Below are 21,090 nucleotides of genomic sequence, written 5' to 3'. Positions count from 1 at the left end.
TATGAACCTAAGATATTTTATAGACCGTCCCGTCTTATCGATTGTCATTTCCATAACAATTGTTCTGATGGGGATTATTTCTTTGTTTACACTGCCTGTCGAGCAGTATCCCGATATTGCCCCTCCTACGATCCAGGTCTTTACCAATTATCCGGGAGCCAATGCTGAAACTGTTCAGAAAAGTGTCATTGTCCCGTTGGAGGAAGCAATCAATGGGGTGGAGAATATGAACTATATCACTTCCACGGCCTCAAATAGTGGCGATGTGTTCCTCAATATCTTTTTCAAACAAGGAAGCGACGCAGATATGGCGGCAGTGAATGTACAGAACCGTGTTTCTACGGCGTTGAGTTTGCTGCCTGCCGAAGTAACCAAGATCGGTGTCACGACCATGAAGCAGCAGAACGCTGAGTTGAAGACTTTTGCTCTTTACTCACCGGACGATGCTTACGATCGCCAGTTCCTCAATAATTATATGAAGATTAATGTGGAACCGCGCATCAAGCGTATTGCCGGAGTAGGGCAGGTTATGCAATTCGGTTCCAATTATAGTATGCGTATCTGGCTCAAACCGGATAAGATGGCACAGTATAAACTGGTTCCGGGAGATATCTCGGCTGTATTGGATAAACAGAATATCGAAGCAGCTACGGGAGCATTCGGAGAAAATCATGATAATACCCATCAGTACACCATGAAGTATCGTGGACGTTTCTCTACGCCGGAAGAGTTCGGTAATCTTGTGATACGTTCTTTGCCGGGGGGCGATGTGTTACGATTACGTGAGGTTGCTGATATTGAACTGGGAGATGAGGCTTATAATTATGCAACGGAGGTAAATGGTCATCCGGCTGCACTGGCAATGGTGTTTCAGACTGCCGGGTCGAATGCTTCAATTATCATCAATGAAATCGACGCCACACTGGAAGAGATAAGCAGTGACCTTCCTAAAGGAATGGAGTTTATAACACTGAACGACACAAACCGTTTCCTGTATGCTTCGATCCATGAGGTGGTAAAAACATTGTTGGAGGCTATCTTGCTGGTAATCCTGGTGGTATACGTCTTTTTGCAGGATATACGTTCTACGTTGATCCCGACTATTTCAATTTTTGTTTCCATTATCGGTACGTTCGCCTTTATGTCGGTTGCCGGGTTCTCGATCAACCTATTGACATTGTTTGCCCTGGTATTGGCCATTGGGACGGTGGTGGATGATGCGATAGTGGTGGTCGAGGCTGTCCAGGCACGGTTCGATGTGGGATATCAATCCTCTTATATGGCAACGAATGATGCAATAAAAGGAGTCTCTTCGGCTATTCTTACCTCGACCTTGATCTTTATGGCTGTATTTATACCTGTGTCTATGATGGGAGGGACTTCGGGAGCATTCTATACCCAATTCGGTATAACAATGGCTGTTGCCGTCGGTATTTCGGCAGTCAATGCCTTTACATTGTCTCCGGCACTCTGTGCTTTGTTATTGACTCCTTATATAGATGAATCCGGAAATGTAAAGGATAATTTTGCAGCCCGTTTCCGTAAAGCGTTTAATGCAGCTTTCGATGTGATGACCAAACGTTATGTACAAGGGGTATTATTGTTTGTCAAACGTCGTTGGCTGATGTGGGGTACGTTGGTGACTGCACTTGTTTTACTTGTTTTTCTGGTACAACATACCAAGACAGGACTGATTCCCGATGAAGATACGGGAACCGTAATGATTAGCATGAACTCCAAGCCGGGTTCATCTCTGCCTCAGACTCAACGGGTGATGGAGCAGATGAACGAACAGCTAAAAGGGATCCCTGAGGTAGAATACAATGCCAATGTGGTAGGTTATTCATTTTCCGGTTCGGGACCTTCCATGGGAATGTATTTCCTTTCGCTCAAACATTGGGATGAACGAAAGGAAGAAGGACAGTCTGCTGCCGATGTAGTGAATAAGATTTATGGTTTGTCGACTGAAGTTCCGGATGCGCAGATATTTGCTATGACGCCACCGATGATCCCTGGTTATGGTATGGGTAGCGGTTTTGAACTTTACATACAGGACAAGACTGCCGGTGATCTGAACGCTTTCAAGAAAGTAACAGATAATTTTGTGGCCGCACTTAGCCAGCGCCCCGAGATTGAAGCCGTTTATTCTGCTTTCGAGACAAACTATCCACAGTATTGGGTAGATATCGACGCCGCGCAATGCGAACAATCAGGAATTTCTCCGGGTGAAGTATTGGAAACGCTTTCAGGCTATTATAGCGGCGGATATGTATCCAACTTCAACCGTTTCTCTAAATTGTACCGTGTGATGATCCAGGCAGATCCTGAATATCGTGTCACATCGGAGTCGCTGAACCATCTTTATGTAAGGGTCGGTGAGGAAATGGCACCGCTGAGCCAGTTTGTAAAGTTGACGAAAACATATGGCCCGCAGGATTTAATGCGTTTCAACCTCTATAATTCGATCTCGATTAACGGTTCACCGGCAAACGGTTACAGTTCGGGAGATGCATTACAGGCCATTAAAGAAACGGCGGATCAGGTGTTGCCGAAGAATTACGGATATGAATTCGGAGGCATCTCACGTGAAGAAAGCAAGACGACTAATAATGTCGTTATTATTTTCGGTATCTGTCTTTTGTTGGTTTATTTGATATTAAGTGCTTTATATGAGAGTTTTCTTATTCCGTTCGCAATTATTCTTTCGGTGCCTTGCGGATTGTTGGGTAGCTTTTTGTTTGCCCAGTTGTTTGGGTTGGGGAATGATATTTATATGCAGACCGGATTAATCATGCTTATCGGATTGCTGGCTAAGACAGCTATTCTTCTGACGGAATATGCGACTAAACGCCGGGAAGCAGGAATGTCACTGACGCAGGCTGCTCTTGCTGCTGCAAAAGTTCGTTTGCGTCCGATCCTGATGACGGCTCTGACAATGGTATTTGGTCTGTTGCCGTTAATGGTGGCGCATGGGGTAGGTGCAAACGGAAGCCGTTCGTTGGCGTCCGGTGCGGTAGGCGGCATGCTTGTCGGAACGTTGGCTTTATTATTCCTTGTCCCGGGTCTTTTCATTGTATTTCAATATCTACAGGAGAAAGTCAGACCGATACAAGCCTCCAGGGGAGATGCCGATTGGTCTATACAAACGGAATTAGAAGAAATAGGAAAGAAAAAGTGAGTATGAAACAGTTATTTATTTTAAGTCTTGCAATCTGTCTGATAACAGGTTGCAGGATATATAAACCTTATTCTCGTCCGGAGGTCAATACGGACGGACTGTATCGGGATATGACAGTGGAAGATACGGCGACAGTCGCTTCTCTTTCCTGGAAAGAGCTTTTTACGGATAATTTATTACAGAGCCTGATCGAAAGGGGATTGGAGTATAATACCGATCTGAATATCGCTCATCTGCGGGTGAAGGAAGCCGAAGCTGTCCTGATGAATGCCCGTCTTTCCTATCTTCCTTCTTTATCGTTGAATCCGGAGGGCGGAGTTAGCAGCTTCGATGGCTCTGCTCCTGGTAAGACGTATAATTTAGCTTTGTCGGCAAGCTGGGAAATAGATGTTTTCGGTAAAGTAACGAATGCGAAAAGAGGAGCGAAAGCAGCACTTGAAGGAAGCCGTGCGTATGAACAGGCTGTACAGACACAGTTGGTGGCTACCATCGCGAATAGTTATTATACTTTGTTGATGTTGGACAGACAACTTGTAATCAATAAAGAAACATTGGAAAGCTGGTCACGTACGGTAAAGACTTTGGAAGCATTGAAACGGGCAGGGGAATCGAATGATACTGCTATCCTTCAGGCAAAGGCAAATCATTTGGCACTCGAAGCTTCTATTCTATCCATACAGAAAAGTATCCGTGAAACGGAAAATAGTTTGTCTGTTTTACTGGCTATGGCACCACAAACGATTGAACGGAAGACGCTGGAGGAACAGTCGTTTTCGGAAGAACTAAAGGTTGGGGTTCCTTTGCAGCTTTTATCTAATCGTCCCGATATACGGCAGGCGGAATTTAACCTGATGCAGGCTTTTTATTCAACCAATGCAGCACGCTCTGCTTTTTATCCGAACATAATGCTTTCCGGTACTGCCGGATGGACAAATAACGGTAGCGGTGTGATTCTGAATCCCGGTAGTTTGTTATTGAGTGCAGTAGGATCGTTGGCACAACCATTATTTAATAAAGGTACGAATATCGCTAATCTGAAAGTGGCGAAAGCGCGGCAGGAAGAGGCCTCTCTTTCATTTCAACAATCTGTTTTGAATGCAGGGAAAGAAGTGAACGATGCTTTGGTGCAGTGGCAGGTTGCCCAACAAAGGATAGAGATCGGAAAGCAGCAGGTTGGTGCTTTACAGGAAGCTGTACATAAAACGGAGTTATTGATGCAATATTCTTCTACGAATTATCTGGAAGTATTGACTGCACAAAAGTCCTTATTGGATGCGGAATTAGTACAGGCGCAGGATCAATTTGATAAAATACAAGGGGTTATTAACCTATTCCATGCACTTGGTGGTAGTAGATTCCAGTAAACATAGGAATGGAAAGTTAACATTCTGATATATTTTATAGGACAATAAAAGGTAGATTTAAGTAATTTATTCGTAAACTTGTAACCCTAAATAAAAACGTTAAATTTAAAATTAAATCTCCAGTTTTATGACAGTAAAATCGTATATAGAATCCAATAAAGATCGTTTCCTGGAAGAGCTGTTCAGCTTGATCCGTATTCCGTCAATCAGTGCAAAACACGAACATAAACCGGATATGACAGCCTGTGCTGAACGGTGGACAGAGTTGTTGTTGTCTTCCGGTGCAGACAAAGCGGTAGTTATGCCAACAGAAGGAAATCCGGTAGTTTATGGTGAAAAGATCATTTCGCCGGATGCTCCGACCGTACTTGTTTATGCTCATTATGATGTAATGCCTGCCGAACCGTTGGAACTGTGGAAAAGCCAGCCGTTCGAACCGGAAATACGGGATGGTCGTATCTGGGCACGTGGTGCCGATGATGATAAAGGCCAGTCGATGATGCAGGTGAAAGGTTTTGAGACAGCATTGAAGCTCGACCTGCTGAAATGTAACGTGAAGTTTATCTTTGAAGGAGAAGAAGAGATCGGTTCTCCCAGTCTGGAAACCTTCTGCCGCGAACATAAAGACTTATTGAAAGCAGATGTGATCCTGGTATCTGATACCAGTATGGTCAGTGCCGAAACACCTTCATTGACAACCGGTTTGCGTGGTCTGGCCTATTGGGAAATCGAAGTGACGGGGCCTAACCGTGATCTGCATTCCGGTCATTTCGGTGGGGCAGTAGCTAACCCGATCAATGTATTATGTAAACTGATGGCGGATATAATCGATGCCGACGGACGTATCACGATCCCCGGATTCTATGATGATGTAGAAGAAGTTTCTCCGGCAGAACGGGAGATGATTGCACAGATCCCGTTCAATGAAGAAAAATATAAAGCGGCGATCGGTGTGGATGCCCTGTTCGGTGAAAAAGGATATTCGACACTGGAAAGGAACAGTTGCCGTCCGTCATTCGACATCTGTGGTATCTGGGGCGGTTATACGGAAGAAGGAAGCAAGACCGTGTTGCCGTCGAAAGCCTATGCAAAAGTTTCCTGCCGGTTGGTTCCGCATCAGGATCATACGAAAATATCTCAGCTATTCGAAGATTATATAAACCAAGTGGCTCCTGCCTGTGTTAAGGTAAAAGTCACACCGAAACACGGTGGACAGGGTTATGTTTGTCCGATCGACCTGCCTGCTTACCAGGCAGCGGAGAGAGCCTGTACGGTTGCTTTCGGAAAGAAGCCGCTGGCTGTACGTCGTGGAGGAAGTATTCCTATTATCTCCACTTTCGAACAGGTATTAGGTATAAAGACCGTCCTGATGGGCTTCGGACTCGAACAGAACGCTATTCATTCTCCTAACGAGAGTTGCATGTTGGACTTCTTCTATAAAGGGATTGAATCGGTTGCCGAATTTTATAAAGAATACAAATGACACAAAATGAGATCGTAGCCCGTGCCTTATCGAATACAGGTATCGAGGCGTTGAATGAAATGCAGCAGGCCGTATTGGATGCCGGTACAACCAAAGATATGGTTTTGCTTAGTCCGACGGGATCAGGTAAAACCCTGGCATTCCTGTTGCCTTTACTTACTACATTGACTGACGAGGAGAAAAAGATACAAGCGCTTATCATCGCTCCGTCGCGTGAACTGGCTTTACAGATAGAGACGGTGTTTCGTTCTCTGGGTGCCGGATATAAGGTGAATTGCTGTTATGGCGGTCATCCGATCCGGACGGAAAAGAAAAGCCTGGAACATGCACCGACCGTATTGATCGGAACTCCGGGACGAATCCTCGACCATCTGGAACGGGGTAATATCGATTTGGATACTGTCCGGACACTGATTCTGGATGAGTTCGATAAGTCTCTGGAATTAGGCTTTCAGGATGAGATGAAAGACATTCTGGCACACCTTCCGGGCGTGCGTCGCAGGGTGTTGACTTCGGCAACGGAAGCTGTCGAAATACCTCCTTTTACCGGTATTACGGCACCGGTACGTTTGTCATTCCTGACAGGTGTAAAGGAAGCGAAAGGTTTGACTTTGCATATCGTGAAATCTCCGATCAAGGATAAACTGGAAACGTTATACAAACTGTTGGGCGAATTGAAAGGCGAATCAGCTTTGGTATTCTGTAACCAGCGTGAGTCGGTGGAACGTGTCAGCAATTACCTGACCGAGATGGGTGTGGATAATGAATATTTCCACGGAGGTATGGAACAGCCGGAACGTGAACGGGCTTTGTCGCTTTTCCGTAATGGCAGTGCTTCTGTCTTTATTTCCACCGATCTGGCTTCCCGTGGACTGGATATTCCGGAAGTGAAGAATGTCATTCATTATCATCTCCCGATCAATGAAGAGGCGTTTATCCACCGAAACGGGCGAACGGCCCGTATGAATGCGGAAGGAAATGCCTTTATGATCCTGAACGAAGTGGAAACTGTCCCTGAATATATCACCCGTGAACCGGATGAGTTTTTCCTGCCGGAGAAAGCAAAGAAACCTCTTCGTTCGGAATGGGTGACGCTGACGATCAACCGCGGTAAACGGGACAAGCTGAGTAAAAAGGATGTTGTCGGTTTCCTTTTCCAGAAAGGCGGTTTGGAGAAAGAGGATCTCGGTGTTGTCGAAGTAAAGGAAAGTTGTGCTTATGCAGCAGTAAAACGCGATAAGAAAGCAGACTTGCTGGCACGTATCCGTGAAGAGAAGATAAAGAATATGAAAGCGAAATTTGTATGAGCATATTGATCAAAGGGGTAGAACTGAATGGAGTAGCTACCGATATTTATATAGAAAACAAATACATCAAACAGATAGGTGCAAACCTTCCTGTAACGGCCGATACTGTTATAGACGGTCGTCGTAAAGCCGTAGTTCCCGGTTTTGTGAATACACATGGTCATGCTGCAATGACTTTGTTTCGTGGTTTTGGCGACGATATGCCGCTGATGCCCTGGTTAGAAGAAAAAATATGGCCTAACGAAGCCAAGCTGACAAAAGAGGATGTTTATTGGGGAGCCAAACTAGCTTGTCTGGAAATGATAAAAAGCGGGACAACCACTTTCTTTGATATGTACCATAAGTTTCATGCAACCGCAGAGGCTGTGGAAGAGATGGGTATCAGAGCTAATATTTCCAGTGCCTGTTTCGACCAGTTTAAACCGGAGTTGACGGAGAAAAGTAAACAAACGATCCAAAAACTATATAATGAAGTGGATCGTTACAGCAAGCGGATACATTTTTCGATAGGTCCGCACGCTATTTATACCGTTTCCGGCGAATTACTGCAGTGGGCGGATGCTTTTGCACGGGAACACAATGTTTTGATCCAGCTACATCTGGCGGAAACGGAAGGTGAAGTGGAAAACTCCGTGAAGAACTTCGGATTGACACCTGTCCGCTATTTATATAAGTTGGGAGTGTTGTCTCCCCGCTTGTTGATTTCCCACGGCATTTATGTCGATGACGATGAAATTCGTATGTTGGCAGACCATGAGGTAAAAGTGGCACATAATCCGGCATCCAATATGAAACTGGCTTCCGGAATGCACTTTAAGTTCCGGGAGATGCGTGAGGCAGGTATTTTGGTTGGATTGGGAACGGACGGTTGTTCGTCATCCAATAATCTCGATATGATAGAGGCAATGAAGCTGGCTTCGTTATTGGGAAAGGTTTGGAGAAAAGACCCTGAAGCCGTTACTGCCGACGAGATATTCCAGTCTGCGACAGTCAATGGAGCAGCTATTGCTAACCTAAAGGCAGGAAAAATAGCTGAAGGCTATCTGGCCGATCTTTCTTTGATCGATTTGAATATGCCTGCATTTACACCGAATTTCAATTTCATATCCAATCTGGTCTATGCGGCTAACGGAAATTGTATCGATACGGTGATCTGTGACGGAAAAGTCTTGATGCAGAATAGAAAGGTTCCGGGCGAAGATGAGATCATGGAGCGGGCTGCCCAAATAGCCTATAACTTGATTAAACGATAAATTATGAATATGAGTTATACAAACGAACAATATCAGGAAGCGGCAGCATTTATAGCCGCGCGTATCACCGGCAATCCGGAGACAGCCATTATCCTGGGTAGCGGATTGGGTTCTTTGGCAGACCGGATAGAGGAGGCTATCGTGATCCCTTATGCCGAAATACCTCATTTCATGCATTCGACGGCTGCAGGACATAAAGGTAATTTTATTTGTGGAAAGTTAGGTGGAAAGCAAGTACTCGCTATGCAGGGACGCTTCCATTATTATGAAGGGTATTCGATGCAGCAGGTTACTTTTCCTGTTCGCGTGATGAAACTGTTGGGGATAAAGAATTTATTGGTGTCGAATGCGGCAGGCGGTATAAACAATACGTTCAAAGTAGGCGACCTGATGATTATCCGTGACCATATCAATATGATGCCGAATCCGTTGATCGGTCCGAATAATGAACTGTTCGGAACCCGTTTCCCGGATATGACACGTGCTTATGACCGCGAGTTTATCTGTGCGATAGAAGAGATTGCCGCTTCACATGCTATACCTTTAAAGAAAGGTGTATATGTCGGATTGACCGGTCCGTCTTTTGAGACACCTTCCGAATATGCTTTTTATGGTCGGGTAGGAGGCGATGCTATCGGGATGAGTACGGTTCCTGAAGTTATTGTAGCGCGTCATGCCGGATTGAGAGTGTTCGGTATGTCGGTTATCACGAATGAAGGATATCATTTTGCAGACGATTTTGTGAACGACGGCGCTGATGTGATCGTTGCTGCCAATAAAGCAGCAGCTGTAATGACTACTTTGTTCAGTGAACTGGTTTCCCGCATCTGAATTTTTTTTCAGAGTGAAACTCACTGTATTAAAATAAGATAGGAAATTGAACGGGTTGGGAAGGAAAAAATAGTATAAAAAAAGTATCTTCCGGTTTTGGAAAATAAAAAAATACCTATATCTTTGCACCCGTTATCGCGAAAGTAGCTCAGTTGGTAGAGCATAACCTTGCCAAGGTTAGGGTCGCGGGTTCGAGTCCCGTCTTTCGCTCACAGATAATAAGAGCGGTAAGAGGCCGCCTTTTTTATATAATGGAAATGCCCAGGTGGCGGAATTGGTAGACGCGCACGTTTCAGGTGCGTGTGTCGCAAGGCGTGCAGGTTCGAGTCCTGTTCTGGGCACCATTGGCGCGGATGGTGAAATTGGTAGACACGCTACTTTGAGGGGGTAGTGCCGGTTACGGTGTGTGAGTTCGAATCTCATTCCGCGCACATTTACTTTAAACTTCTGAATATCAAAATCTTATTTTACTTCTCTTGTATTATTCATATAAATCTTATTTTTTGAGTTATTCTATATAAGTCATTTGTTTTTATCTGTAACAAATTTTCTGTTATGCTTCTTGTTTTTTGAAATAGGAACAATAGGACACTTTTAGGGTGATATGTAGCATATTAGAATACATTGATACAGTTATATTTGCATGGAAGTGATAATTCTATGTAGATATGGAAAGAGAAAATACAATTCGACAAGTGGGTATAAATGACATCCTGGATGCCAGTGAAAGAATCAATGCCGGTATCACGTATACTGATAAAGACATTATTGTAATAGAACACTTGGAAGATATGACGGAACGCGGATCTGTCAAGTTATCGAAAGATATGATTATGATAATCGCCTGTCTGGAAGGAAAAATGCAGGTCAATTTGAATGCTAAACTCTATACGCTCCATCCGTACGAAGTTTTAATTTGCAAACCTAATATTATTTTATATGATCATGAAAACAGGACTTCTTTCAGGGGGAATGCAGTATGTCTTTCTACCCGCATTCTCCAAAGTCTCTTGCATTATGGGAGTGATATTTGGAACAGATTTTTTCAGTTCAACCAAAATCCGGTCATTTGCATAGGAGAGGAGAGCCTACAGTTGTTTTCCCTATATTCTGAGATCATGCGTTTAAGATTAAAATTTCCTCAGCGACCTTATCATAAAGAGGTTATGACTACTTTTATGCGGGCTATTATCTATGAGTTGCTGGCTGATTTGGACCATAATACGATTGAAACAACCCCAACTTCTATGAAACAGGGAGATATCTTATTCAAGAAATTTATAGAAATACTGGCAAACAGTGAAATAAAGCAGCGTAATCTGAGCCATTATGCCGATAGGTTATTCGTTACTTCCAAATATCTATCGACTGTAAGTAAAAAGGTTAGTGGAAGAACTGCTATGGATTGGATCAATGAATATGTCACAGACGATATTCAGCATTTCCTGACACATACCGATAAATCTATCAAAGAAATTTCTGAATACCTGGAGTTTACCAACATATCTTTTTTTGGAAAATATGTGAAGGCCCATCTGGGGTGTTCTCCGAAAGAGTTTCGTAAACAGTTGGGTTATAAAAAATGAGTTCGTCTTTCCATAAACTTTCCCGAAAATATTCTTAAATTCTCCAATACTGGTGGATTAGTCGCAGCTATTTTTACTCGCTTTGCAATTAGGAAAACCTTTCATAGTTTTACTCTCGTTATGAAAATTGTCAATGTGAAAAAGGTTGGGACGAAACACGAAATGGACGATTTCGTGAAGTTTACAGGCTGGTTGTATACCGGCTGCCAATACTATGTTCCCGACTTGGATATGGATATTCGCGAGGCTTTCGATTCACGTAAGAATGCGGGATTGGAATTTTCCGATATACAACCTTTCATTGCATACGATGAAGAAGGGAAACCTGTGGGCCGCATAGCAGGTATTATCAACCATCATGCCAACGAGAAATGGCAAAAGAAGAATGTCCGGTTTGGATTCATTGATTTTATTGATGACCCGGCTGTGTCGGCTGCTTTGCTGAAAGCTGTGGAAGAATGGGGCAAAGAGAGAGGTATGGATTATATACAAGGGCCGATGGGGATCTTCGATTTCGATAAGGAAGGTATGCTTATCGAGGATTTTGACAAACTGGGGTCGATGATTGCAATATATAACTATCCTTACTATCCCAAGCATATGGAGGCCTTGGGTTATGAGAAAGAGGTCGACTGGGTGCAGGTATGTATTGAAGTCCCTGAAGAAGTCCCTCCTAAATATGCCCGTGTGGCCGGGTTAGCAAAAGAGATGTTCGGATTGCATGTCAAAAAGTTGACTAATACTGATATTTCAGAACTTGGATATGGAAAAAAGGTATTTGACCTGCTGAATGTGGCTTATGCGCCTCTCTTCGGTTATACGGAATTGTCGGATAAACAGATTGATTTGTATATCAAACGATATCTGCCGCTGGTTGATAAGCAATTGTTGCCTGTCATAGAGAATGAAAACGGTGAAGTGGTAGGCGTGGCAATAACGATGGGCAGTTTATCGCATGCGTTGCAAAAAACAAAAGGGAAACTTTTCCCTTTTGGATGGTATCATCTTGTTCGTGCTTTGAAATGGAAAAAGGAAGAGAAAGCGGAACTGCTTTTAATGGCTGTGCGTCCTGACTATCAGGGATTGGGCGTGAATGCACTGTTTTTTGATGACCTTATACCAATCTATAATAAACACCACTTTAAATGGGCGGAAACTGGTCCTCAACTGGAGGACAATATCAGGGAACTGACGCAATGGAAACCTCTGAACCCAACTTTCATAAAGAGAAGGCGATGCTATAAAAAGAAATTATAAACGAAAATGACAATTATGGAAAGAAAAGTAGTGATAACGGGCATGGGTATATGGTCGTGCCTGGGAAAGACACTCGAAGATGTACGCGATTCGCTTTATGGCGGCAAGAGCGGTATCGTTTTCAGTCAGGAACGTAAAGAGGCCGGATTTCGTTCTGCTTTATGTGCCGATATCGAACTGCCTGACCTTAAGCCGTTCATTCCTCGTAATTTACGACAGTTTATGCCTGAAGAAGCACAATATGCTTATATGGCAACGCGTTCGGCCCTGGAAAATGCAAAACTGGATCAGGATTATATCGACAGCCATGAGGTAGGCATTATTTATGGAAACGATTCTGTAGCCGAAGCTACCATGCATGCGCTAGATAAGTTTCGTGAATTCAAGGATACATCCGCTTGCGGTAGTGGTGCCATCTTTCAGTCGATGAACTCCACCGTGTCGATGAATCTTGCGTGCCTGTTCAAATTGCGTGGCATTAATCTGACAGCTTCTGCTGCCTGTGCTTCCGGTTCCCATGCGATAGGATTGGCACATACTCTTATACGTAGCGGATTACAGGATTGTATTATATGTGGAGGTGCCCAGGAGGCCAACTTATACAGTGTGGCTTCGTTCGATGGTATTCAGTCGTTTTCCATGCGTGAAGACGAACCCGCAAAAGCTTGTTGCCCGTTCGATCGTCACCGTGACGGCCTGGTACCTGGCGGTGGTGCAGCAACAGTGATAATCGAAAGTTATGAACATGCTGTTAAGCGGGGTGCACCCATATTAGCAGAAATAGTAAGCTGGGGATTTTCAGGTAACGGTGACCATATCTCTACTCCGAATATATCCGGTCCTGCACGTTCACTGGAATTATGCTTGAAAAACGGCAATATGACTCCACATCAGATAGGCTATATCAATGCCCATGCTACTTCTACACGTATCGGTGACAGCAGGGAGGCTTTGGCTATAGCTCATATATTCGGTGATTACAAAGTGCCGGTAACTTCCACCAAGAGCCAGACGGGACACGAAATGTGGATGGCGGGTACCAGCGAACTGATCTATTCGATGCTGATGATGAAAAATGGTTTTATTGCAGGAAACATCAATTTCGTGAATCCTGACGAAGAGACGGCCTGTATCAATGTAGTGCCGGAGACACGTGAAGAAAATTTTGACGTATTCCTTTCCAACTCATTCGGGTTCGGTGGAACAAACTCGACTCTCATTGTAAAAAACATATAGTAAACAAACTGATAAAATATATTATTATGGCACGTGAAGACATTACAAAACAGGTAAATGCGATATTGGCAGAAGAATTTGAAGTTGATCCGACTCTTTTTACACCGGATGCTAATGTGAAAGATACGCTCTCCCTGGACAGCCTCAGTCTGGTTGATCTGGTGGCTATTATCCAACAGACCTATAAAATAAAGATCCCGGCAACTGATTTACGGGAGATTCAGACTTTTGATAATCTGTATGACTATATAGAGTCACATTTCGGGCAGAATGGTTAATGAAGATATAAAGAATCTGATCCCGCAACGCGATCCTATCATGATGGTTGATAAACTGATAGATGTAGATGGAGATGTGGCGGTAACTTCGCTTACAGTCAGAGATGATAACTATTTCATAGACGAGAATGGCCTGCTTGCCGAACCGGGACTTATCGAACATATAGCCCAGTCGGCTTCAGCATTTGCAGGGTACAGAGCTATGGCTTCTGGAGCTGTTATTCCTCCTGTGGGATATATAGGTGAAGTGAAAAGGTTTCATTGTTATCGTCGTCCATATGTAGATGATGAATTGCGTACTGTTATCACCATGGGTACAGAGATAGCCGGTGTGACTGTCATCACCGGTGAAATCCGTCTTGGGGATGAGATAATAGCCGATACGCAAATGAAGATTTTCATAGAGAAAAATAGTTGATCTACAGAGTTGTTATGTTACTTGAAAATAAATATTACAAGATAGTCGATAGCTGTGGTGAAGGATTGAATGCCGTTTTTCGTATTGTCCTTTTACCTGATTGTGATGTTTATCGCGGTCATTTTCCTGGAAATCAGGTATGTCCCGGAGTTTGTAATATCCAGACCATCAAGGAATGTGTTATGCAGTTGACGGAGGAAAAACTACTGATCGGCACTATAAAGCAATGTCGCATGACAGCAGTTGCTTCACCTGTCGTTTGTCCGGAGGTAAATGTGACGATCACTGTTCTGCCTATCGACAGGGGATTCACCGTCACGGCCGCAATAACCGATACGGAAAGGACGTATATGGAGTACAAGGGAGATATGATTGTAGATAGTATTCTACCTTAAAGAATAAAGAATGAAATACGATGTAATTATTATAGGCAGCGGATTGGGTGGACTGGAATGTGCTCATATTCTTTCGCGCGCCGGAATGAATGTTCTTCTGCTTGAGAGAGGAACGCAAGCCGGAGGTTGCCTTCTTAGTTACAAGCGACTTGGATTGGCTTTCGATACGGGATTTCATTATGTAGGAGGTTTATATGAAGGTCAGTCACTACATGCTATATTCGAATATCTGGGATTACTACGTCTGCCGTGGGAACGCCTTGATACCTATTTTGACCGGGTAACAATAGAGGATCGTACCTTTGCTTTTGCACAAGGGTATGATAGGTTTGTCAGGACATTGGCTGAAGATTTTCCTGCTGAACGTGAAGCTCTGAACAGATATGTAAATATGTTGAAGCGAATTGAAGAGCAACAGTTCGATATGTTGAATCCTCAATCCGGAAAACCGTCATTCCCCTTTAAACTTTTTGAAACGAGTGCTTATCAATATCTGACAGAGACGTTTCGTGATCCCTTGCTGATAAACGTGCTTTGCGGTACTTCTTTGAAAATGGAGTTGAGGAGGGAATCACTTCCTCTGTTTACTTTTGCTCATGGCAATAGTAGTTTCATAGAGAGTAGCTGGCGGTTGAAAGGAGACGGTTCGTTGATCGTAAACTCACTGGTTGATGACATTCGCAGGCATGGCGGCGAGATCCTATGCAATTCCGAAGTACAGGTACTGGTAGAGAAAGACGGAAAACTGGTACATGCTGTATGTTCGAACGGGGAGAGTTATGAAGGCAATATTTTCATCAGTAATGTGCATCCTGCCGTTACTTGCGATCTGGTAAAACAGAGTGATAGGATGAAAAAAATCTATCGTAACCGTATTGCCGGACTGGAAAACACCTTCGGTATGTTCACTGTATCGCTTTGTATCAGGTCACGAACGCTTAAATACTTCAACTGGAATCAGTATGTCTATGATCAACCTAATGTATGGACGTTTTATCTTGAAAACAGTCCTGTAAGCGGAGTGCTGGTAAGTTGCCGGATTCCGGAAGATGGTAGTGAGTATGTGCAGCAAGTGGATTTGCTTACTCCCATGCTTTGGAGTAAATGTGAGCCATGGAATATGACAGAGGTCGGCCGTCGTGGTGAAGAATATAAGGCCATGAAGAAGCGTGTGGCAGAGGAATGTATTATACTGGCAGAACGATTTATTCCCGGACTCCGGGATATGATCACCGGATATTATACTAGCACACCGCTGACTTATCGTGATTACACCCTTACTCCTGAGGGGACTGCTTATGGTCTGCGTAAGGATTTCAGAGATCCGGTAATGACTGTGCTCTCACCGCGTACACCTATTCCGAATCTGTTCCTTACGGGACAGAACCTTATGCTGCACGCTCTGCATGGGGTGACAATGACAACGCTTTTTACTTGTGCTGAAATACTTGGAAAAGAGCATATATGGAATATCGTAAAAAATTAAAAAGAACATAACCATGAAGTATGCATTAGTAACCGGAGGCAGCCGCGGCATTGGTCGTGCTGTCTGTGTGAAATTGGCCCAAATGGGTTATCGTATTATTATTAACTACGTAAACAATACGGCGGAAGCCGAAAAGACGCTTGAACTGGTGAGGCTAACCGGTCAGGATGGCGAGATGCTGAAATTTGATGTAAGCGACTATCGGGAAACCCGCGATGCGATCGAGTCATGGGAGAGCGCCCATACAGAGGAGTATATCGAAGTGCTGGTGAATAATGCAGGCATACGGCGTGATAATGTTATGGCGTTTATGCCGGAAGAGGACTGGAGCCGTGTACTCGACATCACTCTTGATGGTTTTTACAACGTGACACAACCGTTGTTGCAACCTATGTTGGTTCATAAGTTCGGTCGTATCATCAATATGGCAAGTGTGAGCGGTCTCAAGGGAATGCCGGGACAAACCAACTATTCTGCAGCCAAGGGGGGTATCATTGCTGCGACAAAAGCACTGGCCCAGGAGGTGGCACGGAAGAACGTGACAGCCAATGTTATTGCACCCGGTTTTATTAAGACTGATATGGTGGAAGGCCTTGATGAGGAAATATTGAAAAAGACTATTCCTGCCCAGCGTTTCGGTACTCCCGAAGAAGTGGCTGAAGCGGTCGGTTTCCTGGTTTCTCCGAATGCCGGTTACATTACCGGTAATGTGATTTCAATCAATGGGGGATTGTATACTTAAGGATTTATATTCAATATGACTTTTATAAACGATGTATATAATGTCGCAATCAACGACAACGTCATTAATTTCCAATCCTGATGAAAGATCTTGAAGATATTTGTCGAGTACAGGTAAAGTTCAGTGAGATAGACTCGATGCAGAGGGTGTGGCATGGGGCGTACATTACCTATTTTGAGGATGGACGCGAATCATTCGGCAGGCATTATCCCGGCATAGGTTATGCAGATATGCAGCGTTCCGGTATTTATGCCCCCATTTATGATATCCATATCAAATATTGTGCGCCTCTCGTTATGAATGATGTGGTTATAGTGCATACGCATTATATCTATAAACCGGGTGCACGGCTTGATTACAGCTATGAAGTCTACCGTGAGCATGACAATGTGCTGTGTGCCACAGGAAACACCATCCAGTTGTTCATCGATCCTGAGGGACAACTGATGATAGATAAGCCCGAATACTACCAGAGATGGCAGGATAAATACCTGGCTCAGTTGTAATATTGTAATAAACAATGAATCAAATAGAATAAATGTATGGCAGAAAATGTCAAATCGACTTATAAGTCAGATGATACCGAAGAATGGCTTGATACTGTTTGGACACGTCCTATCGGTTATCAGTGGGCACTTTTTTTCAAACGTCTGGATATCCATCCCAATACCGTAACTGTCCTTTCAATGATTATCGGTGCGGGATCTGCCTTTTTCTTTGCACAAGGTTCTTTCCGTACAGAAGGAATGAGCGGATTATTGTGTAATATAATAGCCATATTATTGTTGGCCTGGGCGAACTTCTACGATAGTGCGGACGGACAACTGGCTCGTATGACGGGGAAGAAAACCAAATTGGGACGGATTCTCGACGGTGCAGCCAGCGAGGTATGGTTCATTCCCATCTATCTTGGTCTTGTCTATCGGTTTTATATCCACCATGAGCTTGAATTTCGTATTCTGGGTATTGAGAATAATCAGCAGAATACGCTGGTGGTTACACTGATACTTTTTATTTTGGCGTTATATTCCGGTTTTGGTTGCCACAGCCGTCAATGCGGACTTGCCGACTATTACCGTCAGATCCATCTTTTTTTTCTGAAAGGTGAGGCCGGTAGTGAATTAGATAAGTCGGTACAACAGCAAAAGATATATGATGAAACGCCCTGGAAGGGTAACTTCCTTTGGAAAGCGTTCCTGAAAACTTATGTAGGCTATACTAAAAGGCAGGAAGCACAGACTCCTGATTTTCAGTTGCTGATGGATAAGTTGCGTGAAAAATACAGTATGATGGAGAATATCCCGCAATCTTTTCGCGACAAGTTCCGTACCCTTTCATTACCCATGATGAAATGGACTAACATTCTCACGTTCAATACTCGTGCCATTGTGTTATACGTCACTTGTCTGATTGATTTGCCCTGGCTCTATTTCTTCTTTGAAATTGTCGTGATGACTGCCATTTGTTATTACATGCGCCTGAAGCACGAGAAATTTTGTAAGGAGTTATATACCCAATTATAAGTTTGGCCATACCTGAGTGGCATGTGGTTCTTTATTCATTGATGCTCATTAGAATATTATGTGCGTATTTCGGGACACTCGATAAAAAAGATACTGTCGTATTTTTGTTGTGTCTTATGTAGGGATAAAGTAAAAATAGGTGATAGGAAGTTGTGATGGGAAAGAAGTTTGTTTTTTTGCTGATATCCTTGATCTCCGTATGGATGGCAAATGCTCAGAATACGACAATAAAGGGTATTGTAACCGATTCGATTACAGGAGAGGCACTGCCTTATGTCTCCCTTATATTCAAGGGGACCACTCTGGGGACGGCTACCGACGAAGATGGTTGTTTTTCATTCTCTGCCCCGGCTACAGGCAGGATCCTGCAAGTGTCGTATCTGGGATATGATACGAAAGAAGTGAAAATTATTCAGGGAAAAACAAATGATCTGAAAATACAGTTAGCGCCAAACGGGATTACCTTGAATGAGGTCGTTATCAAACCGAAGAAAGAAAAATACAGTAAAAAAGAAAATCCGGCTGTCGAATTTGTAAAACAGGTGATCGCTTTGCGGGAAAGGAACAATCCTCGTAACCATGATTATTTTCAGTACGATCAGTATGAAAAAATGATCTTTGCGATGAATGATTATCAGCCGAAACCTAAAAAGAACGGTAAGACCGGTAAGTTCGATTTTCTGGTCGATTTTATAGATACGCTCGATATCGGTACAACTATTTTGCCGGTTTCAGAAAAAGAAAAAGTCGAAACGGTTTATTATCGTAAAAATCCGAAGTTGGAGAAACATGTAGTGAAAGGAAATAAATCATCAGGTGTAGATGAAGTGTTCTCTCGTGACGGGATCCAGCAGGTACTGAATGAAGTGTTCCGGGAAGTCGATATTTTCAAAAATGATGTGCCTTTATTCCTGCAGAGGTTTGTAAGTCCGCTTTCCACGATCGGACCTAACTACTATAAATATTATTTGCTCGATACGCTGGATATAAATGGGCAGGAATGTGTGGACTTGGGCTTTGTTCCCTTTAATTCGGAAACATTTGGTTTTACGGGACATTTGTATGTGACGCTTGACTCCACTTTTTTTGTTCAAAAAGCAATACTCAATGTCCCGAAAGATATCAATCTGAACTTTGTTTCCAGAATGACGATTGAGCAGATATTTGAACGGACTCCGGAGGGTACCCGTGTCATTACAAAGGATGATATTAGCGTGAATTTCAAATTAAACGAAAAGACCAAGGGAATGTATGCACGGCGTTTGAATATTTACAGCAATCAGTCATTTGAGGAACCGGATGCTGAACAGGCTTGGGTCTTTAAAGAAAATGCCCCGGTCATTACTTTGAAAGAGGCTTATCGACAGCCGGAAGATTTCTGGGCAAGCAATCGTCCGGAAGAAGCGGTGAAAAAGAATCCGAACTCGGTGAAAAATCTAATGGCAAAACTACGTTCTGTCCCGGTCTTTTATGTAACGGAGAAGGTTGTAACGACCCTCGTATCTGGTTATATCGATACCAATAAGGACCCGTTGAAAAGTAAATTCGAATTTGGCCCGATGAATACAACGATCAGTGGCAATTCGATCGAAGGCGCTCGCTTCAGGGTGGGAGGAACAACGACGCCAGCTTTCAACAAGAACTTGTTTTTCGATGGCTATGTAGCGTATGGTACGAAAGATGAGAAACTGAAATATAATGCTCTTGTTGAATATTCGTTCAATGATCGTAAGGAGTTCCGCAAAGAATTCCCGATGAACTCAATCCGTTTTGAGTATATGTATGACATCAATAAGTTGGGGCAACAATATATGTACACCAGTAAAGATAATATTCTTTTGACAATAAGACGGCAAAAGGATACACGGGCCACTTACTTGCGACAGGCTGAGTTGAGTTATTCTTACGAGCATTATAATGGCCTGTCGTATAATGCCATTGTTCGTAACCGTCGTGAATATGCCACGGAATATGCGGTTTTCGACCGTATCGGTACAGATGGTACTATCAGTCGTCTCGGACATTACGATATGACCGAACTGGAGTTGAAATTCCGTTATGCCAGGAATGAAAAGTTTTATCAGACGCGTAACAACCGTATTCCGATCACATATGATGCTTTGATCTTTAATTTCAGCCATGTGATGGCGAAGAAAGACCTGTTAGGTTCGGCTTATGATTATCATCGTACGGACATCGGAATCCAGAAGCGTTTATGGTTCTCCGCTTTCGGCTATATGGATATTATCACCAAGGCAGGGAAAGTGTGGACCAAGGTCCCGTATCCGTTATTGATCCTTCCGAATGCCAACCTGTCTTATACTATTCAACCGGAAGCTTATACGAATATGAATGCGATGGAGTTCATCAATGATGAATATGCGTCCTGGGATTTGACATATTATATGAACGGGAATCTCCTGAATCGTCTTCCTCTTATCAAGAAGTTGAAAGCAAGGGAAGTTTTTGCTTTCCGTGGTTTGTGGGGACATCTGACGGATAAGAATAATCCAGCAAATGGGAAGGATGGACTATATCTCTTCCCTTATGGCTCTTATACTTTGGGAAAAGCTCCGTATATGGAAGCAAGTGTGGGCATTGAAAATATCTTTCAGTTCCTTCGTCTCGATTATGTCTGGCGTTTGAACTATCGTGATCATCCGGGTATCCAGACGAAAGGTGTCCGTTGTACAATGCGGTTGTCATTCTGACAATGGCGAATAGTCCATATAATCATATTCTCCAGTGAATGT

The 21,090-nt window shown here is 43.5% G+C and carries 17 protein-coding genes and 3 tRNA genes; all 20 read left to right on the top strand.

The features are described from left to right. Position 1: 1 nt before the first annotated feature. The 20 genes from DWX23_RS02850 to DWX23_RS02755 all read left to right on the top strand — a co-directional run bounded on the left by DWX23_RS02850 (position 2) and on the right by DWX23_RS02755 (position 21,048). A complete protein-coding gene (locus DWX23_RS02850) occupies positions 2 to 3,178 on the top strand; it encodes an efflux RND transporter permease subunit (protein ID WP_122373319.1) in 3,177 nt (1,058 codons plus the stop codon). 2 nt (positions 3,179 to 3,180) lie between these two features. Further along, entirely contained in the window at positions 3,181 to 4,542 is a 1,362-nt protein-coding gene (locus DWX23_RS02845) for an efflux transporter outer membrane subunit (protein WP_122373318.1), read from the top strand. Between the two features lie 127 nt (positions 4,543 to 4,669). Then, positions 4,670 to 6,025 (top strand): dipeptidase, encoded by a 1,356-nt coding sequence (locus DWX23_RS02840; RefSeq protein ID WP_122373317.1) that lies wholly within the window; start codon positions 4,670 to 4,672, stop codon positions 6,023 to 6,025. Next, positions 6,022 to 7,332 (top strand): DEAD/DEAH box helicase, encoded by a 1,311-nt coding sequence (locus tag DWX23_RS02835; RefSeq protein ID WP_122373316.1) that lies wholly within the window; start codon positions 6,022 to 6,024, stop codon positions 7,330 to 7,332. Before DWX23_RS02840 ends, DWX23_RS02835 begins: the two co-directional genes overlap by 4 nt. Beyond that, a complete protein-coding gene (locus DWX23_RS02830) occupies positions 7,329 to 8,585 on the top strand; it encodes an amidohydrolase (protein ID WP_122373315.1) in 1,257 nt (418 codons plus the stop codon). Before DWX23_RS02835 ends, DWX23_RS02830 begins: the two co-directional genes overlap by 4 nt. A gap of 9 nt (positions 8,586 to 8,594) precedes the next feature. Beyond that, positions 8,595 to 9,416 carry a purine nucleoside phosphorylase I, inosine and guanosine-specific gene (locus DWX23_RS02825; RefSeq protein ID WP_370450052.1) on the top strand — a complete coding sequence of 274 codons (822 nt, stop codon included), beginning with the start codon at positions 8,595 to 8,597 and terminating at the stop codon, positions 9,414 to 9,416. A gap of 137 nt (positions 9,417 to 9,553) precedes the next feature. Beyond that, positions 9,554 to 9,626, top strand: a tRNA-Gly gene (locus DWX23_RS02820). Positions 9,627 to 9,675: 49 nt separating this feature from the next. Continuing rightward, a tRNA-Leu gene (locus DWX23_RS02815) sits at positions 9,676 to 9,760 on the top strand. A 3-nt stretch (positions 9,761 to 9,763) separates the two neighbouring features. Continuing rightward, positions 9,764 to 9,847 (top strand) — tRNA-Leu (locus DWX23_RS02810). Between the two features lie 237 nt (positions 9,848 to 10,084). Beyond that, positions 10,085 to 11,002, top strand: coding sequence for a helix-turn-helix domain-containing protein (locus DWX23_RS02805; RefSeq protein ID WP_122373313.1), 918 nt, complete (start codon positions 10,085 to 10,087; stop codon positions 11,000 to 11,002). A 120-nt stretch (positions 11,003 to 11,122) separates the two neighbouring features. Continuing rightward, positions 11,123 to 12,259 carry an N-acetyltransferase gene (locus tag DWX23_RS02800; RefSeq protein ID WP_122373312.1) on the top strand — a complete coding sequence of 379 codons (1,137 nt, stop codon included), beginning with the start codon at positions 11,123 to 11,125 and terminating at the stop codon, positions 12,257 to 12,259. Between the two features lie 15 nt (positions 12,260 to 12,274). Continuing rightward, positions 12,275 to 13,495 carry a beta-ketoacyl synthase gene (locus DWX23_RS02795; protein WP_122373492.1) on the top strand — a complete coding sequence of 407 codons (1,221 nt, stop codon included), beginning with the start codon at positions 12,275 to 12,277 and terminating at the stop codon, positions 13,493 to 13,495. A 26-nt stretch (positions 13,496 to 13,521) separates the two neighbouring features. After that, entirely contained in the window at positions 13,522 to 13,773 is a 252-nt protein-coding gene (locus DWX23_RS02790; RefSeq protein ID WP_122351379.1) for an acyl carrier protein, read from the top strand. Then, the gene (locus tag DWX23_RS02785; RefSeq protein ID WP_122373311.1) at positions 13,766 to 14,191 is read left to right on the top strand and encodes a beta-hydroxyacyl-ACP dehydratase; all 426 of its coding nucleotides are present in this window, start codon (positions 13,766 to 13,768) and stop codon (positions 14,189 to 14,191) included. The genes DWX23_RS02790 and DWX23_RS02785 overlap by 8 nt, the downstream gene beginning before the upstream one ends. A 14-nt stretch (positions 14,192 to 14,205) precedes the next feature. Continuing rightward, a complete protein-coding gene (locus DWX23_RS02780) occupies positions 14,206 to 14,586 on the top strand; it encodes a beta-hydroxyacyl-ACP dehydratase (protein ID WP_122373310.1) in 381 nt (126 codons plus the stop codon). A 10-nt stretch (positions 14,587 to 14,596) separates the two neighbouring features. Further along, entirely contained in the window at positions 14,597 to 16,072 is a 1,476-nt protein-coding gene (locus tag DWX23_RS02775) for an NAD(P)/FAD-dependent oxidoreductase (RefSeq protein ID WP_122373309.1), read from the top strand. A 13-nt stretch (positions 16,073 to 16,085) separates the two neighbouring features. Beyond that, positions 16,086 to 16,814: a 3-oxoacyl-ACP reductase FabG gene (gene fabG / locus DWX23_RS02770; RefSeq protein ID WP_122373308.1), complete on the top strand. Its 729-nt coding sequence runs from the start codon at positions 16,086 to 16,088 to the stop codon at positions 16,812 to 16,814. 80 nt (positions 16,815 to 16,894) lie between these two features. Beyond that, positions 16,895 to 17,320 (top strand): thioesterase family protein, encoded by a 426-nt coding sequence (locus DWX23_RS02765; RefSeq protein ID WP_233587469.1) that lies wholly within the window; start codon positions 16,895 to 16,897, stop codon positions 17,318 to 17,320. 36 nt (positions 17,321 to 17,356) lie between these two features. Continuing rightward, the gene (locus DWX23_RS02760) at positions 17,357 to 18,337 is read left to right on the top strand and encodes a CDP-alcohol phosphatidyltransferase family protein (protein ID WP_122373306.1); all 981 of its coding nucleotides are present in this window, start codon (positions 17,357 to 17,359) and stop codon (positions 18,335 to 18,337) included. A gap of 155 nt (positions 18,338 to 18,492) precedes the next feature. Next, complete coding sequence (locus DWX23_RS02755; protein WP_122373305.1) at positions 18,493 to 21,048, top strand: DUF5686 and carboxypeptidase-like regulatory domain-containing protein; 2,556 nt, start codon at positions 18,493 to 18,495, stop codon at positions 21,046 to 21,048. Positions 21,049 to 21,090: the final 42 nt, after the last annotated feature.

Source organism: Parabacteroides sp. AF18-52, from assembly GCF_003479145.1.
Lineage (GTDB): Bacteria > Bacteroidota > Bacteroidia > Bacteroidales > Tannerellaceae > Parabacteroides > Parabacteroides faecis.
The sequence above is the reverse complement of the archived record's forward strand: the minus strand, read 5'-3'. Positions and strand labels throughout refer to the sequence as shown.

What these genes read in the sequence shown, in the direction of transcription:
- DWX23_RS02850 (WP_122373319.1), top strand. Translation starts at nt 2, where the DNA reads ATGAACCTAAGATATTTTATAGACCGTCCCGTCTTATCGATTGTCATT.
- DWX23_RS02845 (WP_122373318.1), top strand. Translation starts at nt 3,181, where the DNA reads ATGAAACAGTTATTTATTTTAAGTCTTGCAATCTGTCTGATAACAGGT.
- DWX23_RS02840 (WP_122373317.1), top strand. Translation starts at nt 4,670, where the DNA reads ATGACAGTAAAATCGTATATAGAATCCAATAAAGATCGTTTCCTGGAA.
- DWX23_RS02835 (WP_122373316.1), top strand. Translation starts at nt 6,022, where the DNA reads ATGACACAAAATGAGATCGTAGCCCGTGCCTTATCGAATACAGGTATC.
- DWX23_RS02830 (WP_122373315.1), top strand. Translation starts at nt 7,329, where the DNA reads ATGAGCATATTGATCAAAGGGGTAGAACTGAATGGAGTAGCTACCGAT.
- DWX23_RS02825 (WP_370450052.1), top strand. Translation starts at nt 8,595, where the DNA reads ATGAGTTATACAAACGAACAATATCAGGAAGCGGCAGCATTTATAGCC.
- DWX23_RS02805 (WP_122373313.1), top strand. Translation starts at nt 10,085, where the DNA reads ATGGAAAGAGAAAATACAATTCGACAAGTGGGTATAAATGACATCCTG.
- DWX23_RS02800 (WP_122373312.1), top strand. Translation starts at nt 11,123, where the DNA reads ATGAAAATTGTCAATGTGAAAAAGGTTGGGACGAAACACGAAATGGAC.
- DWX23_RS02795 (WP_122373492.1), top strand. Translation starts at nt 12,275, where the DNA reads ATGGAAAGAAAAGTAGTGATAACGGGCATGGGTATATGGTCGTGCCTG.
- DWX23_RS02790 (WP_122351379.1), top strand. Translation starts at nt 13,522, where the DNA reads ATGGCACGTGAAGACATTACAAAACAGGTAAATGCGATATTGGCAGAA.
- DWX23_RS02785 (WP_122373311.1), top strand. Translation starts at nt 13,766, where the DNA reads ATGGTTAATGAAGATATAAAGAATCTGATCCCGCAACGCGATCCTATC.
- DWX23_RS02780 (WP_122373310.1), top strand. Translation starts at nt 14,206, where the DNA reads ATGTTACTTGAAAATAAATATTACAAGATAGTCGATAGCTGTGGTGAA.
- DWX23_RS02775 (WP_122373309.1), top strand. Translation starts at nt 14,597, where the DNA reads ATGAAATACGATGTAATTATTATAGGCAGCGGATTGGGTGGACTGGAA.
- fabG (WP_122373308.1), top strand. Translation starts at nt 16,086, where the DNA reads ATGAAGTATGCATTAGTAACCGGAGGCAGCCGCGGCATTGGTCGTGCT.
- DWX23_RS02765 (WP_233587469.1), top strand. Translation starts at nt 16,895, where the DNA reads ATGAAAGATCTTGAAGATATTTGTCGAGTACAGGTAAAGTTCAGTGAG.
- DWX23_RS02760 (WP_122373306.1), top strand. Translation starts at nt 17,357, where the DNA reads ATGGCAGAAAATGTCAAATCGACTTATAAGTCAGATGATACCGAAGAA.
- DWX23_RS02755 (WP_122373305.1), top strand. Translation starts at nt 18,493, where the DNA reads ATGGGAAAGAAGTTTGTTTTTTTGCTGATATCCTTGATCTCCGTATGG.